This window comes from Paenibacillus sp. J22FR21 (assembly GCF_056269135.1).
On the sequence record NZ_JBWDNJ010000004.1, the window covers coordinates 357,831 to 373,910 of the forward strand.

Sequence of the window (16,080 nt, forward strand, 5' to 3'; positions counted from 1 at the left end):
TCCGGTCACGAGTGAATAACAAAAAGAGAGAAGGGCGATTATCCGCCTTCTCTCTTTCCTTTTATGTCGCAACATCACGTTTATTAAAGATCAGCCACGTGATACCCACGAATACAATATAGTAGACCGCCAGTACCGCCAGCGAGAAGCCCATGGTCAGCTCATGTATATTGTGTGTGATGACCGAGCTTTGCAGGTATTGCTTCAAATCCAAGTGAAGGAACAGCAGATATTCTACCCAGGCATACTTGAGATTGAAGAGCAAGCCGCTTGCAATCAGCCCGAAGAAGTAGATGAACATCGATAATCCGATGGCCAGACCACCGCTGCGGAAGATCGTCGAGAGCATGAAAGCGAATGTAACAATCATGATAAGCCCGATGTAATCCAGCAGATACACTTGAATCATGTATGACAGCGGATGAGAGTTGTTTAGCACGCCCAGCGCCGCATTCGCTGTTGCGCTGTCGTTATAGCCGAACAAGATCAAGTTAAGCACATAGGACGACACCAGCATCAAGACGGAGAGCGTCAGTGCGAACAACAGCAGCGCTATGTATTTGGAAAGCAAGATCTTCGAGCGACTCCACGGGCGAATCAGCAGCAGCTTTATCGTGCCTGCCGAGAACTCGCCGGCTACACACTCCGCCGAGACTACGACGGTGAAGATTGTAATGAGGTAATAGGTAAACTGTTCGATCCCGTTCATAATCGTCCACATCGTATCATGCTCAGAGAACACTTTCGACAGCGAGCTGACTACGACAACGATCAGCAGAATAATGCCGAGCATGATCCAGGTGCCAATACGGCGGTAGATCTTCATATTCTCATTACGTACGAGCTGCAGGAAATCAAACAACCTGCTCACCTCCTGTCATCTCTAGGAACTGATCTTCCAGCGACTTGTTCAGGACGCGAATGCCGTACACTTTAATGCCCGCTTCGACGAGTTCGGCATTGAGCCGCGCTATCGTTTCCCGATCAGCCCTTACAAGCGCCGCATCCGCCTCACGCGAAGCACCATGCTCAGCCATCAGCTGCACAGCGGCATCCGGCTGATCCACCTCGAAGAGCACTTGATTCGTCTCATCCGCGAGCGGTGTACCGGGACGAATACTGCGAACATCGATGAGCTTGCCGGCTTGTATAATCGCAACCCGATCGCACATGAGCTCCATCTCACTGAGCAAATGACTCGAGACGAATACGGTGATGCCTTCATCCTTGGCCAGCTTTCTTAAGTAATCGCGCAGCTCGCGAATACCGGCGGGGTCCAGCCCATTCGTAGGCTCGTCCAATATGAGAAGCGACGGTTTATGCATAATGGCTTGCGCGACGCCAAGCCGTTGACGCATACCGAGCGAGTAGGTTTTCACTTTATCGTGAATCCGACTCTTCAGCCCGACAAGCTCAACGACCTCGTCTATGCGCTGCTTCGTAATTCCCGGCACCATCCGCGAGTAATGCAGCAGATTTTGAAAGCCGGTCAAATATTTGTACATTTCAGGATTCTCTACGATAGCTCCGACATGACGAATGGCATTCTCATAATCCGTCCGGATGCTGTGTCCTTCAATAAGGACGTCACCTTTGGTCAGCTTCATCAAGCCTACCATCATCCGAATCGTTGTCGTTTTCCCGGCTCCGTTAGGCCCAAGAAATCCGAATACCTCCGACCGAGGTAAATCCAATGTAAGATCCTCGATGATGGTACGTCTTCCGATGACTTTCGTTACCTGCTGAAGACGAACGAGCGGCTGCTGCTCGTCTTGCTCGGACCGATAATCCACATCTATCCCCTCCTGCTTTAGGGAAGCCGAATGGTACTCATTCAAACTTCACATCTCCTTCAGTATAACGAAGTAAGGAAGGGATTGGAAGTTTTACGTTAACTCGGCCGATTAGGAATGCGCAACAAGCAGATGTTCCGCATGATAGGAACGGGTAAATTCTGCTACAAGTGCATCTCTTTGCTGCGCATTTTCTTGCGAGTGGATGAAGCAAGCTTTGCACAAACCCAGCGGATGGATAACACGATAAAAGCCGGTTAAAAACACCAATTCCGCATCGATACTTGTCAGCGTCCCTCCGCAGCCTACACAATGAAACTGTTCCTTCTTCGTCATGTCAATCGCCCCTTATTGATCGGATTCAAACTACTATATGTAGCAATTCTGATAGTTATGTTACAAATTGTATCGAAGTTAGAATACGACAATTATCGCTACATGTCAATAGGGAAGAACATGAATAAAGCAAGAATTTTGTCGTGTATGCGCTTTCAAACACAAACAAAAATAAACGGGCGATGCGGGATCTTAATCAGCGTTAATGCCGACCTCTCCCCATCGCCCATTTGCTTAACCCCTGACATCCAATCGCGCGTAACTTGCTTCTTTCCTATAGTTCATTCGCTTGTACAATTCATGAATCCGTTGCTGCTTCGGACGCATAGCCTGCAGCTTGGCAAGCAACGCACAAAGTAATCCTTTACGGATTCCCTCATCCGGAAGTAAAGCGCAGCCGTAAATGTAATGATTGCCTTCGAGTCTCCTCCACACCGTATGTGCGAGCAGACTGAACTGCCACTCTCCGAGTGTAACGACAACTTGGAGCATATAGCTGCGGTTGACAGGCAATCGGAGATGGCTCAGAACCTGCAAGCCCGATGGGCTCATATTTTGCAGAAGGATCGGCGTTGGCTTACTGGCATCCCCTTCTTGTCCTTCAATGTGACAAATTGACATTTCAGCCCGTACGCCGCCTATCAGCTTCATTCTGACATGCTCCCGCGGCTTCATCTCCGTCTCCATTGTCGCTACGCCTCGTTTCATCATATGTTACAAAATGTATCTGCGACATCAAAAAAAAGGGTCCCTGCTATTGATCCACCAATACTGGCTCTGCGCATCCATGCTCTCCACATTCGAAAGCATATAACGACGGCCGTCCATGTCCGTAATAATCCAGCGGCCGGAATTGATTGCATGGACATGATCGAGCAGGTTGTCCATCGTAATGGTGAGTCTGCCGTAGTCGGTGTCCACCTGCCAATTCCAATCCGTATCATGCTTATGAATCGACGTAATCCTTTTAATAGAAGGAACTACGTTCTGCCTGTTCAGCTCTTCCCTTGCTGTTCTTTGGCTGCGTTCATCCAATTGTTCAATTTCGTGCAGCAGGATGATCTCCTCGTTCAGCTCGCTTCGAATGGAGATGAAACGATCCGGAAACGAATGTGGAAGCTCACGCACCAGCTTCACACACTGGTACTGCCGTCCTTCCTTATCCTCTGCCATTAAAGTGCCGTCCTCTGCGCGATAGAGTAGAATCGGACCCGCTTTCTTCGGTTTCATGTAGACAATATTGCTCATGAATCAGATCACCTCCGGCGCATCTATTCAATGGTTAGCAAAATGGGATCAGGAAATAGAGCAGGCCTAGGCCTGCCCTCTTCCATAAATTAATATAATCGCGATCGTCTCTTTAAATTTATGATACATTTTGTATCGTGTCAAGCTTAATCTGTAGTTTTAATGGTAGCTACTTTATTATCGTTATCCCAGCTCACTTTGGCACCGGCAGCTTCACTGACGAATCGCAGATTCACATAAAACATGCTTTCCGGTGAAACAAATGGGGCAGGCGATATCTGGAACTCCTTGTTATTCAGACTTGCTTTATAACTGCCGCCAGCCATCTTAATGGTTAAATTCTCTTTGGACGCAATGACAGATTTGGTCGTGTTGTTCCATTCCACCATCATACCCAACGCCTCAAAAATTTGCCGGAAAGGAACCATCGTGACGCCTTTAATTATCGTTGGTTTTACCTCAAAACTAAGCGCTCTGTCGTTTACGATGATCGTACTGAATCTGCTGCCGACCGATCCGTTATACGCAACACTTTCGAGACTATAACCAAGTGACGTATCCGATTTCAAGCTTGCGAACGGTCCGAGATTTTGATCAATAGGGTTCCTGCCGATGCCAACCTTACCGATCGGGGTCCTGCCTCCGATGTAATAGTTGGTATTCGCGAATCGGACGCTTGGATTCCAGCCGGCCGGATCCAGAATGGACAGTGCCAGGGTATAGTTTCCGTTCGGCACGGACTTCGGAATCGTAAACATGCCGTTAACTGTGTTCACAGCAGGCGCTTCATTGTATGCTCGAGTCGCACTGTTCCAATCTGTACCCGGCAGCCAATTTCGAATATCCGCTTGGAACAGCCCTTTCCAGGCAACCGTTCCGTCACTCTTCAGCAGACTCGCTTCAACCGGCCAGTTATAGTAGAACGGAGAGGAGCCATTATTGGTCACTTGGAACAACACGTTCATCGTCCCGCCTGGCGTCACATTACCCGTAAACGTAGCCTGATTCAGCACGTAACGATAACCAAGCACCTTCTGCATCGCCTTTGCCCCCGCTTCGACAGCGGAATTGTTGGCTGAGAAATCCGAAATCCACCCCAAGCTAGAGGTGTGGGTACGCATAATCCAGTCAATGACATAATTCGTATGTGTCATGTTGCTCAGCGTTCCATCCGGGTTGCCGCCGAGTTTGGACTGATCGCCCCAATTGTAGGCTACCTCACCGCTATTGATCTGCGTCCGCCAAGTATCGCGCCTAATTTCTCCATTCCCGCCGGATGCGTCTTCCGGCAGCGCGAAGGAATCCCATTGAATGCCGAATTCGTAATCCTTGAACGTCTCCGGATAACGCACGAGTACTTTCTTGTTATGGAAAGCGGCCTCGTACGCATCGCCAAGCGCAATTTGGAAACTAAGTGGGATTTGATTGGAGCGGTCAGCAAATTTTCTGGGATGAATATGCTGCTCTCCCCAGTTTCCATATAGTCCAAGCTCTACAAAAGCTACTCGCGGGTCATTATCCCAAGCTTGCCCGATCTTTGCGATAAACGCTACAAGTCGCGATTTCAAGTCTTCTGACAGCCATTGATTGACGGGATCGCCATGTTCGACCCCATTCGGCCAAAATTCCCCGGCGCCCGGATAAACGATGACGACTCGCGGAACAACCTTAATATTTTTCTTCTCAATGCCAGCCCAGGCTCTATTGCTCCAATCGATGATCTTCTGAACAGAGTCCGTTGCATCGTATTCCAGATCAGTGTACTTGATATAATGTTTATAAATATCTGCATACTCCCGCTTCGGAAATGATCTATCGTTTATGTTGCGCGATGGTCTGAAGCCCATGATCGGATTATTGAAAGCTTCCGAAGTTTCGGTCAATTTGACCGTAATTGGCCCTACTGCCCCATCTGCATGCTCGTAAAAGCTCGTTCCCCTTCCACTCCAGATCCAGATCAACGTGAGCAACGTTGCCATACAAAGGAGCAGTCTTAAACTTCGTTTCTTCACCTTGTCCCTCCTATATTAAACTCAGATTCTTCGGTTACTGATCCGCTTTAATAATTCGAACCACTCTATGTTCCTCATTTTGAAGAAGAATAGCATATACTTTATCACCTATGTATAACGGTGTATCTTGCATAAAATTAGTTTCGCTAAACAAACAATGAGATTCTAATCCATTCGTTGCCTCATAACAATGCTCATGAGGGCATTCCACAATGGTAAAAACGGAAACTTCAGTAGGCGTGTTGTTCATCATACCGATTAGCAACGCTAAGATTTTAATAGAAGATGGTATCATTTATTGACGCGCTCCTCTCTTTACAAACCTTCCATAATAAGTACCCGCCATATAAACAAACAAGCCTATGCAGCCTCCAGTAATATCAACAAGGACGTCCTGTGAATTCGAGGTTCGACCCGGAGATACACGCTGGTTTAATTCATCTAGCGAAGCGATCATAAGGACAATAAGTAGAGGGAACGGCCATCTTCCGGAGAGATTATCCTTCGTTTTCGTAGCGACAGCTGCTGCAATGGCAAGAACACCATACATGAACAAATGAGCGCCTTTACGGATTATAAATTCAATGAATAGATAAGGATCCCCATGGGAGGAATAGCGTCTGTGGTGATAATTGAAGGTTACATCCGGCAGCACCTCTCTGATTGTATCCTCCGTCACGATTCGATGCAGGGCAGGTTGTATGTTCTGTTCCTGATAGGATTGAGAAGACAGGATGAAGATGATGACAATCCAGCAGCCTCCGACGAACAATTGAATCATGTACCTCCTGCCTTTATTGCTCATTCGAAAGTACCTGCTGAAGTTGATCTTTGATTATATTATGAATGCGATCTCGTTCGCTGTCGTCTACCAAGTAATACCAAACCTTATTAATAGTCTTCCCATATCCTTTTATTTCCACTGTATCGATTTTATTAATCTTAGGCCGGTAATCGGTAACGAATTGTTTCATCTCATCAAAGGTAACATTCGTCTTCACGCTGTTTCCCAGTTCGCCAAGAAGCGAATGCAGGTGAGTCACATTGGAGATGTTCATCGCGTTGTTCATCACTTGCTGCAGAATCTCGCGTTGCCTGGAGTTACGGCCGAAATCTCCTCGCGGATCATCATAACGCATGCGAGAGTATTTCAAGGCATCCGAACCATTTAACATCAAGTGGCCTTCCTCGAACAAATGACCCTCATAGTCAAAAGCAAACGGATTATCCACCTCAACGCCGCCTATTAAATCGATCAATCGCGCGAAACCTTCCATATTCACTTTGGCATAATAATCAATCGGATAATCCAGAAAATGCTCTACCGTTTGGATCGACATCTCCAAGCCGCCAAACGCATAGGCGTGATTGATTTTGTCCACCGTGCCGTGACCGATGATATCGGTTCGTGTATCTCGAGGAATGTTGAACATCAGAATGGAATGTTTCGCCGGATTAACAGCCAGCACAATCATCGTATCGGAACGCCCTCGATCATGCTCTCGCTCATCCACACCTAGGACAAGAACGGAGAAGGGGGCTAGATTTTTCATTTGGACCGGTTCAGGTGGAACCTTTTTCAATTCAACATCTTTACTAACATAGACCGTTTTCGTGGGCTTAACATCTTCATACATCTTCGCAGCAGCCTGCTCGACAGAGTTGTATAGATACCAAGCTACTCCACCTGCAATCACAAGGATTACAGCGGCTCCAGCACTCGCCCAAACCAGAAATCGCTTCAGCTTCATGTTCAAGACTCCTTATAGATCACATAGTTTGCACCGTAGTGCTGAGGAATGCCGGTCGTTAACAGGCGTACAGCACAAAGGCCTGCCTACCGGTTAGTAAGCAAGGCCTTTGTTCCGAACATTACACTTTGATACAGCTGTCCGTAATTTCTTTCCATGTGGTATATAACTCGACGATTCGATTGACTTCCTGACTTTGGCCGCTTTGAACCACGATCATCTCAATCTCTTTCACCGCTCGTAATGTATGGAGCGTTTTCATTGGAATATGAAGGATATTGCCTGCCTTTACATGCATATAATTACCGTTCTGCAGGAACTCCCCTTCGCCGTTCACGATGGTCCATACTTCTTCTCGGTACGTATGCATGCGGTAGCTAAGGTTTTCTCCTGTTCGGATTCCAACACGCTTGGTAGCTACACACCGGCCATCCTCATAGATCTGGTCGTCAAGAACTCTGACCCAGCCCCATTTGCGTTCTTCATATTTCGGCTTCTGATTGTAGTTGATATAATCTTTTATTCTAGTGCTTGCGCTCTTACTGGAAACCAGAATTCCGTCAGGACTGGCTGCGACAACAATGTTCGATAAGCCCACAATGGAAACGGGGATATCGATTTCATTGATTAAGTGCGTATTGTTACAATCCTCGCTTATGGTCCCTCTGCCAATTTGATTATTCTTCATTTCCTCGGTCAACGTATTCCAAGTACCAAGGTCCTTCCAGCCCCCTTCATAGGGAACCACCACAATACTGCTGGCTTTCTCTACAACCTGATAGTCAAAGCTAATCTTAGGAAGGACCTGATATTGCTTACGCAGCTCATCATATTGAATCGGCATATTCAGCTGCTCCAGAAGTGAAATCAGGTAACCGAGCTTAAACGAGAATACGCCGCAGTTCCACAGAGCCTGCTGTGCCAGAAGCTCCACGGCCTGCGCTTCTGTCGGCTTTTCGCGGAAATTACGAACTTGCTTATATCCTTTATCCGAGGTTTCATCGGCTGCGGCAGGAATAATGTATCCGTATTTGGAAGATGGATAAGTTGGCTTAACACCTATCAAGGCCAAATCGGCTTTCGATTCGTTTAGCACTTCTTCCATTTCCTTAATGGTTTCAAAGAAATTATTTTCTACCAATGGATCCACAGGCACGATCGTAATCGTCTCACTCAAGCTAACATCTTTAACCGAGTAGAGATAAACGGCAGCCAGAGCGATTGCAGGAAAGGTATCTCTGCGCTCAGGTTCAATAATTAACGGAACGTCTGTGCCGATTTGACTTTGCATCATTTCAACCTGGCTTTGACTGGTTGCAATGAAACTATGCTCACTTAGATGGCTGGATTCCAGCTGTCCCCATAACTGCTGTACCATCGAAATCAATTGCTGCTCATCATTCTCAAGCACTTTCAGAAACTGCTTCGATCTAGCATCATTGGAAAGCGGCCAAAGCCTGGTTCCGGAACCACCGGATAGCAGAATAAGTTTCATCATTCACTCCTCCATTCTCTCTATGAAACGAATTTCCATGAAACAAAAAATGGGAGCAGCTTTTGAAAGCCACTCCCAATTTATGGATTAATTCAATCGATAATATTCACAGTACCAATCCGTGAAATGCTGCAGTCCTGCTTCAATTGACGTCTTCGGCTTAAACGCAATGACTTTGTCTAATAATTCCGTTGATGCATAAGTAGCAGGCACATCACCGGGTTTAATCGGTTCAAATACTTTCTCGAAGAATACTTCCTTGCCTAATGAAATGCTGAGGCATTTCTCCAGCGTTCCAATGAAAGTCATTAATTTCTCCGGGCTATTATTGCCGATATTATACACTTGATGGGGAGCATTCTCCTCCGCTGACGGAGGGTTACTGAACAAACGCTCGATCCCTTCCACAATGTCATCTACATAGGTGAAATCTCGGTATAAGTCATTCTCGTAATCGCCGTTGTTGAATATCTGAATCGGCTTACCTGCAAAATAGTGATGCGTAAATCCAAAATAAGCCATGTCAGGCCGACCTAATGGGCCATACACCGTAAAGAACCGTAATCCCGAAATAGGTATCTGATACAAATGACTGTAAGTATGAGCCATTAATTCGTTTGACTTCTTGGTAGCCGCATAGAGGGATACAGGTTGATCAACGCGATCGGACTCCTCGAAGGGGACCTTCTGATTGGCGCCGTAGACGGAGCTTGAAGAGGCGTAGAGGAGATGCTCTACCGGATAATGTCTGCATGCTTCAAGAATCGTATGGAAGCCGACAATATTACTTTGAATATAAACATCAGGGTTCTCTATGGAGTACCTAACACCGGCTTGAGCGGCTAAATTCACCACTACATGAGGTTTATATTCCTCAAAAGTAGACATGATCAGAGCCTTATCCGAGATATCACCTTTAATAAAGGTAAACCTCTTATAAGGCTGTAACAGATCTAATCGCGTATATTTAAGGCTGATGTCGTAGTAATCATTGATATTGTCAATCCCAATTACGCGACAGCCTTGTTCCAAGAGTTTTCTGGCCAGATAATAACCAATGAACCCAGCCGCCCCGGTAATTAGGTAAGTCTTACTCTTATCAGGAGTATTGGTATTCAATGTGCTTCGACTCCTTCATCCTATCTTTTCTTGCAGACTTTCTTCCAATGGAGTGATACTCTACCCCTGCCTCTTGCATCCGTGCAACGCTGTACATATTTCTTCCATCATAGACTAGAGGAGTTCTCATCAGGTTCTTGTACGTATCCGGAGATACTGCCTTTACCTCTCCCCATTCCGTAAATAGAAAACACACATTGGCTCCGTCCAGAGCCTGCTCGATTGTAGCGGCATACGTCATACTGCCGCTTCCATTCTTGCCTGCCGGATGCTGTTTAGCAAAGTTCTCCGCTCCGACAGGATCATACGCCCATATATCCGCACCTTGCTCCAGTAATAAAGGAATATTCTCAAGAGATGCAGCTTCCCTCAAATCATCCGTTCCGGGCTTAAAGGTTAAGCCTAAGACGGCTACTTTAAGACCATTGAAGGTAATGAGCCTCTTACTGGCTTTCCTATATAAGAGCGTCTTCTGTTCTTTGTTAACATCAATCGCAGCCTTGACCGTCTTTAACTCATAGCCCTGCTGCCTTGCAATGTATGCTAATGCTTTCGTATCCTTAGGAAAACATGAACCGCCGTAACCAATTCCGGCATTTAAGAACTTGCTTCCAATCCGTTCATCGTAGCTCATTCCTCTCGCAACATCCTCGATGTCCGCACCGACAAGCTCACATAGATTGGCAATATCATTCATATAGGATATCTTAAGCGCTAAGAAATCATTGGAAGCGTACTTGATCATTTCTGCCGATCTTCTGTTTACAGCTACGATAGGCAAATGAAAAGGCTGATAGATCTGCTTAAGCAGCTCCTCAGCCCATTTACTTTCCGTTCCTATAATAATTCGCTCGGCGTGCAAGGTGTCATGTACGGCCGAACCTTGTGCCAGAAATTCCGGATTTGATGCTACTTCCACATTCACATCATGGACTAAGAAATCCCGAATGAATTGCTCCACCTTATCATTGGTGCCAACGGGAACGGTTGATTTGACTACAATTAAGCAGTCCTTCTCCACCGATTCCGCAATCTGCCTGGCGACTGTTGCGATGTAGGTAAGATTCGCAGATCCATCCGGCTGCTCCGGCGTTCCTACACCGATAAAGATGGCATCAGCATCTCTGTAGGATGCTTTGTAATCCGTCGTATAACTGATTCTCCCCGCTTCATAATTTCGCTGCATCAAGGCTTCTAATCCCGCCTCATAAATCGGGGAAACTCCGGATTGCATGACCTTTACTTTATTCTCATCTATATCCACACAAGTGACTTGATGTCCGACTTCCGCAAAACATACGCCTGCAACTAATCCGACATATCCGGTTCCGGCAACTGCGATTTTAAACATGTAAAGCCCCCTCTACTGTGGCATATCATTTCATTTCGTTTTTAACCCAGCTAATAATAACTCCCGATGAGCTTCACACTCTATAAAATTTTGCATCGCCAACAAGTTAGGTTTAGAGTACCTTTTTCTCAATAACCGGCCATTCAGCAGCTTTCGATCTATTCTTGACATCCATTTGCCCAATCCGGAGAAAGCCTTTAAATAGGCTTCTGTATGGGTATGGGCAAATTCCCGATATCGCCGCTCTACAAAACCTTCTTGGCCTATTTCCTTGGATCGGCTATAAAAGCCATTCAGAATGTTGTCCGCTTCGCTACCGTGCGCAGCTCTGACAACATGTTTCTGTTTAACAATGGGTACGTAATCCACTTCCAATCGTTGGCCAATATGTATCTTTATCAATAGACTGGATTGCCAATACTCACTATCCATATAATCAAAAATGAAATTGCCATGTCCATAGATGATTGTAGAATCCAGATAGCTTTCACAAGCTCCGACACAATGACTATGCTGGCAGATGACGAGATCTGCGCCCTTCTGCACCATTTTCCTGCATACTCGCTGAACATTGGGGGATGGATAGCGATAGTGCTCTTTCCCGCCGTGGTATAGAACAATCACGTAATCACACTTTTGTTTAAGCTCTTGTATATGATCAAGACTCTCTAGTGGATCAAAAGGATTAGCCCCTGCAGAGGTAGAGGTGGCAATCGTAAATTCATTCTCCGCACAAGCATAGATGCCAACCGAGATACCATCTTTATAGAGGATATGAGGCTTAGCAGCTTCAACGACATTATCAGCTGCTCCCACGAAGGGAATATCGTATTGCTCCAGTAAGCGCTTTGTACTATGGAATCCTTGCACGCCCTGGTCTAAGATGTGATTATTAGCTAGCGTCACTAGTGTAGGCTGTAATTGCTTTATGCCGTGTATTGTACTAGTTTTGGCTATAAGATTAGGGCCGGACTTCGCAATCGGCGTTTCTTGATCCGTAAGAGGAACCTCTAGATTAAACACTCTCATATCCGAAGAGTTCCAAATCTCTAACAGCTCTTCCCCAAGCAATGCACGAATATCTCCTTTAGCGAAAAAATCTTCATTTGATCCAGTCGGAACCAGATCACTAGCAATCAGTATTTCCATGTAAATTCACCCTCTTACTATGAAATGAAACGACATATCGTTTACCACTTTTTAATTACGATTCCTTGGGTCGAGGTTAACACATTGCTTCTTCTTCGTAGCTTAGTCGATAACATATTCGTTAAGTAGACGTAACTATCTATGTTGAATAAGTGGGACGCAACGACATAGATGATTGCACCGCCAACAATTTGTAACAACAGTATCAAGATGGTCGGTAGTGCCAGCCATGAGATCGTATAGATGCTCCCACCCATTACAAGCGATAATAATAAGGAAGGTGCTAAATCGCGGAATTGTTCCCGCATGGAGTAATTCATCAATTTTTTATTAGGCATCATATTGATGAACATGGAGATACATGCAAAAACAGCATTGGATAGTGCAATTGCATATACGCTTATATTCATACTGATCAGCAGGAGAGATACACCGATTATTTTCTTAATAATCTCCAGCTTCACAAGCATGTCGCTTCTTCCAAGCGCCTTAATGGCTTGCCAGTTAGCCGTTTGCATCGGTTGAAACAACCAATAAATACAGCATATCTGCAAGAAGGGAACGGCAGCCGCCCATTTCTGAGTCAATAAAACCACGATTAATGAGGGTGCAATGCTCATGAGGCCAATCATAAGCGGAAAGATCAAATAAGCGGTAATTTTCATGGACCGCCTGGTTACATTTTTCAAGCGAGTGACATCGTTATTTACTTCTGACATCGCCGGAAATAACACTTTACCGATCGCTGTATCGATGCTGTTAATCAGAAGTGTAGGAAACTGATTGCCTCGATTGTAATAAGCCAATGCTGTCACTGTATACAGCTTGCCTATCATCAAACTTCTTAGCTCGAAATAGAAGATATTAATAAAATTAGCGGCTACAAGCTTCCATCCAAATCCTACAAGCTTCTTGATAGCGTCCATCGAAAATAACAATCTCGGTCTCCATGGCGCTATAAAGAAAAGCACGATTGTATTTACGATCGCATTCACTAAATATTGGGCTACAAGCGACCATACACCGTACCCGAGATAGGCCATTCCAATACCGATCAAACCGGAAGCTATCGTCCCGCCAATAGTCGATATAAACATCTTTTTAAACATCATTTTCTTCGATACATAAGCCTGTTGAATGGTAATAATCGACGACAGAGGCAATATAAGTGCTATGACTCGCAATACCGATACTAATTCGGAATTGTCATAAAACGCGCCTATAGATGGGGCAGAGAAAAATAATATCGTATAGAGCGCGATGGAGAATACTACGCTGAAATAAAAGAGAGAAGAAAAGTCCGTTTCATCTGCATCTTTTTTTTGAATCAATGTTTCGCCCATACCGTTTGTGACAAAAACATTAGCCAAATTGGTAAATACAAGTACCAAAGCAATTAATCCGTACTCGCTGGGCATGAGCAGCCGTGCTAACAGGATCGACAAAATGAATGAAACGCCCTGCGAAACAATGCGTTCGCTGAATGCCCAAAATACGCCGGATACTACTTTATTCTTCAATCCGCTATCTCTCATGATATCTCCACTCCGAAAAATCCACCTTCAACAACATCGGAATGATTGGTTGTTGAAGGCGGATTAGGGTTACCTTCCTTTGATAGATCCTTTAACAAGCGAATTAGGCTGCTTCTCGTGCAAGTAAGGTAACACCAGTTTATCGCCTATCATTTTGTTGTTCTCTACAGGGTAAAACGTGCCAATGCCGTTATTCGGATAAAACGTCATTTCGCCGAAATAAATTTTGCCGGCAAAGTTATAGAAATCGATTCTTACAAATGGAAATCCATTGGCCAGCGATGTAGCGTAACATAACATTTCATCCAAATTATGCGGCTTTGGAATTTCTACTGAGGAATTAGCTACAATAAACCGTAAATCCATTTGGGTCCAGTCCACATTGTAATAATTTCTTCGGTGCTCGCCAAAGCGATCTATGTCCAATTGAATGATTTCCGGTTTACCATGAAAGCATAAAATCTTAAAGTCGGCCGGCGAACGGCCATTATCATCCAGATACTCTTCAATGATGATTAATGGCTTGATATCCTTGTATGCCCACTCCCTGCCGTAGAAGTAATGATTTGATTTTAAGTAGCTTTTAATTTTTGCGAAGGCTTGATTGAAATCCATTGTATTCTTATCTTTGCATAGGATGTTTTGACCGCTGCCGTGATTTACCTTGATGACAAAGGAGCTCGGCAGTGCCGCTAGATCTATGTCCTCTACCTTTTCGTAGACGCCATATAGTTTATTCAATACCTCGCTGCCTATCTTCTCCTCCACATAACTCCGCACCGCATATTTATCCGCACACTTCGTCATCATCGGATTATGCCAGTGAAGCTTAAACCATTGTATCTTTTCATTAATCGTCTCCGGATTGCTCAGATCGATTTTCTTACCCATTTGTTTTCTGTATTGCATTTTGATATAGAGTTCGTCTGGGACAAAGCTGGAAATTTTTTTCCTGGCTTCCCTTGCCTTAATTACCGCTGTATATAAGATTGGGCTGCGCTTAATTATGTCTTTAACCCTCATTCATTTGACCTCCCAAGAGATAGAGAATCCAACAACAAAAACCCGTCATACGATGATGACGAGTTCGTTTTGAAGCTGCTATTTATATATTTACAAGCGCATGTTGAATCTTCCCAACCCAATTGCGGTAATCGAATTTATTTTCGGCGCATTCCCTTGCATTCGTTGATAACTCCGCTATTTCATCCGGTGTCATTAGTAGTGCTTGACTTATTTTCTCGTAACACACTTCGATTTCGCAGCCATCAAAGATTAAACTATTCACATTATCCTCCAGATAATATTTCGTATAATCTCCAACACGCGACACAATCGGTACTACACCATAACACATGACTTCCGGCACTTTACTTGGGAAGTTAGCCAGCGTCATTTGATTCTCTTCCCTAGCCAGCACCAGGAAATGCATCGCCTGATACAATGCGATCAGCTCTTTGTACTTCATCCATTTGTGGATGACGATGATATCTTTTAGGTTCTCATATTCATCCGGAGTCAATAATCCTGCAATTTGCTCCTCCTTGACTCCGCACAAATGCAATTCAGTTCGTTTCTTTTGTTGCGAGGTCAATCGGCTAAAACTCTTTAGGATAACTTCAATTGCATCCTTCATGAGTCCATTACCAGGGAAAATAAATTTGATTTTATCAAACGACTTCGTTCCCAGCGGATGTTCATGCACATCTGCCATAATCGGCAAGCGCATCGTATTACAGTTCTGCTGAATCAAATGGTTCTCGATATAGCTTGAGATGGGAAACAGCAGGTCATGCCTGGGAAGAAACCGGTCAAAATAAGTGCTATATGCCTTCCCTTCACGCCTTGACTTAAATACGTCAGCAGGAAACCACTCTGTAGCCACACATGCAGTCTTAAATCCAATTTTCTCCTTGTACTTTAAAACTTCTCGATGCACGTACAAGTCCGGGGAATATAGCAGTACAATATCTTCACTCGTTAAATGATGCCTCTTCAATATATTGACTAAGATACGCCCCTTCCCATAGTCAAATTCTAAGCGGCGTAAAATTCTTTTCTTAGATATTTGAAATGGAATGATCTTAATTGTTTTATAGGACATGTAACCTTCTTGCTCTTGAAGCGTAAACTCTTCATTAATATTGCTTATCACGTAAACATCGTAATTCGCCTCCTTCAATGCATAGCTTAAATACTGGGTGTAATTGGCTGCTGCCGATCCGCGAGGGTAGTTTAGAAAACCAAAAAGAAAGATTCGTTTATTCATTGCAGTCCTCCACTAGTTATCC

The 16,080-nt window shown here is 44.8% G+C and carries 16 protein-coding genes; all 16 read right to left on the reverse strand.

The features are described 5' to 3' along the window. Window positions 1–61 precede the first annotated feature (61 nt). The 16 genes from AC0YNS_RS17100 to AC0YNS_RS17175 all read right to left on the reverse strand — a co-directional run bounded on the left by AC0YNS_RS17100 (window position 62) and on the right by AC0YNS_RS17175 (window position 16,058). Window positions 62–862: an ABC transporter permease gene (locus AC0YNS_RS17100; protein ID WP_475782172.1), complete on the reverse strand. Its 801-nt coding sequence runs from the start codon at window positions 860–862 to the stop codon at window positions 62–64. Continuing rightward, the gene (locus tag AC0YNS_RS17105; RefSeq protein WP_475782173.1) at window positions 855–1,793 is read right to left on the reverse strand and encodes an ABC transporter ATP-binding protein; all 939 of its coding nucleotides are present in this window, start codon (window positions 1,791–1,793) and stop codon (window positions 855–857) included. The genes AC0YNS_RS17100 and AC0YNS_RS17105 overlap by 8 nt, the downstream gene beginning before the upstream one ends. A 111-nt stretch (window positions 1,794–1,904) precedes the next feature. Then, window positions 1,905–2,129, reverse strand: a complete 225-nt coding sequence (locus AC0YNS_RS17110) for a hypothetical protein (RefSeq protein WP_475782174.1) — start codon at window positions 2,127–2,129, stop codon at window positions 1,905–1,907. A gap of 234 nt (window positions 2,130–2,363) precedes the next feature. After that, window positions 2,364–2,816, reverse strand: coding sequence for a hypothetical protein (locus AC0YNS_RS17115; protein WP_475782175.1), 453 nt, complete (start codon window positions 2,814–2,816; stop codon window positions 2,364–2,366). Between the two features lie 48 nt (window positions 2,817–2,864). Then, a complete protein-coding gene (locus tag AC0YNS_RS17120; RefSeq protein WP_475782176.1) occupies window positions 2,865–3,377 on the reverse strand; it encodes a DUF1854 domain-containing protein in 513 nt (170 codons plus the stop codon). Between the two features lie 146 nt (window positions 3,378–3,523). Further along, a complete protein-coding gene (locus AC0YNS_RS17125) occupies window positions 3,524–5,389 on the reverse strand; it encodes a stalk domain-containing protein (RefSeq protein ID WP_475782177.1) in 1,866 nt (621 codons plus the stop codon). A gap of 34 nt (window positions 5,390–5,423) precedes the next feature. Then, on the reverse strand, window positions 5,424–5,684 hold the full coding sequence (locus AC0YNS_RS17130; RefSeq protein WP_475782178.1) for a hypothetical protein: 261 nt from the start codon (window positions 5,682–5,684) through the stop codon (window positions 5,424–5,426). Then, window positions 5,685–6,194: a VanZ family protein gene (locus AC0YNS_RS17135; protein ID WP_475782179.1), complete on the reverse strand. Its 510-nt coding sequence runs from the start codon at window positions 6,192–6,194 to the stop codon at window positions 5,685–5,687. Further along, window positions 6,184–7,140: an LCP family glycopolymer transferase gene (locus tag AC0YNS_RS17140; RefSeq protein ID WP_475782180.1), complete on the reverse strand. Its 957-nt coding sequence runs from the start codon at window positions 7,138–7,140 to the stop codon at window positions 6,184–6,186. Before AC0YNS_RS17140 ends, AC0YNS_RS17135 begins: the two co-directional genes overlap by 11 nt. A 121-nt stretch (window positions 7,141–7,261) precedes the next feature. After that, window positions 7,262–8,635 carry a sugar phosphate nucleotidyltransferase gene (locus AC0YNS_RS17145; RefSeq protein WP_475782470.1) on the reverse strand — a complete coding sequence of 458 codons (1,374 nt, stop codon included), beginning with the start codon at window positions 8,633–8,635 and terminating at the stop codon, window positions 7,262–7,264. 87 nt (window positions 8,636–8,722) lie between these two features. Further along, window positions 8,723–9,754: a GDP-mannose 4,6-dehydratase gene (locus AC0YNS_RS17150; RefSeq protein WP_475782181.1), complete on the reverse strand. Its 1,032-nt coding sequence runs from the start codon at window positions 9,752–9,754 to the stop codon at window positions 8,723–8,725. Next, a complete protein-coding gene (locus tag AC0YNS_RS17155; RefSeq protein WP_475782182.1) occupies window positions 9,735–11,105 on the reverse strand; it encodes a UDP-glucose dehydrogenase family protein in 1,371 nt (456 codons plus the stop codon). Before AC0YNS_RS17155 ends, AC0YNS_RS17150 begins: the two co-directional genes overlap by 20 nt. A 30-nt stretch (window positions 11,106–11,135) precedes the next feature. Beyond that, a complete protein-coding gene (locus tag AC0YNS_RS17160; RefSeq protein WP_475782183.1) occupies window positions 11,136–12,254 on the reverse strand; it encodes a CapA family protein in 1,119 nt (372 codons plus the stop codon). A gap of 41 nt (window positions 12,255–12,295) precedes the next feature. Beyond that, window positions 12,296–13,789 (reverse strand): lipopolysaccharide biosynthesis protein, encoded by a 1,494-nt coding sequence (locus tag AC0YNS_RS17165; RefSeq protein WP_475782184.1) that lies wholly within the window; start codon window positions 13,787–13,789, stop codon window positions 12,296–12,298. Window positions 13,790–13,858: 69 nt separating this feature from the next. Next, window positions 13,859–14,812 carry an ATP-grasp fold amidoligase family protein gene (locus AC0YNS_RS17170; RefSeq protein WP_475782185.1) on the reverse strand — a complete coding sequence of 318 codons (954 nt, stop codon included), beginning with the start codon at window positions 14,810–14,812 and terminating at the stop codon, window positions 13,859–13,861. An 82-nt stretch (window positions 14,813–14,894) separates the two neighbouring features. Beyond that, a complete protein-coding gene (locus AC0YNS_RS17175; RefSeq protein ID WP_475782186.1) occupies window positions 14,895–16,058 on the reverse strand; it encodes a glycosyltransferase in 1,164 nt (387 codons plus the stop codon). Window positions 16,059–16,080 lie beyond the last annotated feature (22 nt).

Excerpts from the sequence above, each read along its gene's own strand:
- AC0YNS_RS17110 (WP_475782174.1), bottom strand. The coding sequence starts at position 2,129 with ATGACGAAGAAGGAACAGTTTCATTGTGTAGGCTGCGGAGGGACGCTG.
- AC0YNS_RS17115 (WP_475782175.1), bottom strand. The coding sequence starts at position 2,816 with ATGGAGACGGAGATGAAGCCGCGGGAGCATGTCAGAATGAAGCTGATA.
- AC0YNS_RS17120 (WP_475782176.1), bottom strand. The coding sequence starts at position 3,377 with ATGAGCAATATTGTCTACATGAAACCGAAGAAAGCGGGTCCGATTCTA.
- AC0YNS_RS17130 (WP_475782178.1), bottom strand. The coding sequence starts at position 5,684 with ATGATACCATCTTCTATTAAAATCTTAGCGTTGCTAATCGGTATGATG.
- AC0YNS_RS17135 (WP_475782179.1), bottom strand. The coding sequence starts at position 6,194 with ATGAGCAATAAAGGCAGGAGGTACATGATTCAATTGTTCGTCGGAGGC.
- AC0YNS_RS17140 (WP_475782180.1), bottom strand. The coding sequence starts at position 7,140 with ATGAAGCTGAAGCGATTTCTGGTTTGGGCGAGTGCTGGAGCCGCTGTA.
- AC0YNS_RS17145 (WP_475782470.1), bottom strand. The coding sequence starts at position 8,635 with ATGAAACTTATTCTGCTATCCGGTGGTTCCGGAACCAGGCTTTGGCCG.
- AC0YNS_RS17155 (WP_475782182.1), bottom strand. The coding sequence starts at position 11,105 with ATGTTTAAAATCGCAGTTGCCGGAACCGGATATGTCGGATTAGTTGCA.
- AC0YNS_RS17160 (WP_475782183.1), bottom strand. The coding sequence starts at position 12,254 with ATGGAAATACTGATTGCTAGTGATCTGGTTCCGACTGGATCAAATGAA.
- AC0YNS_RS17165 (WP_475782184.1), bottom strand. The coding sequence starts at position 13,789 with ATGAGAGATAGCGGATTGAAGAATAAAGTAGTATCCGGCGTATTTTGG.
- AC0YNS_RS17170 (WP_475782185.1), bottom strand. The coding sequence starts at position 14,812 with ATGAGGGTTAAAGACATAATTAAGCGCAGCCCAATCTTATATACAGCG.
- AC0YNS_RS17175 (WP_475782186.1), bottom strand. The coding sequence starts at position 16,058 with ATGAATAAACGAATCTTTCTTTTTGGTTTTCTAAACTACCCTCGCGGA.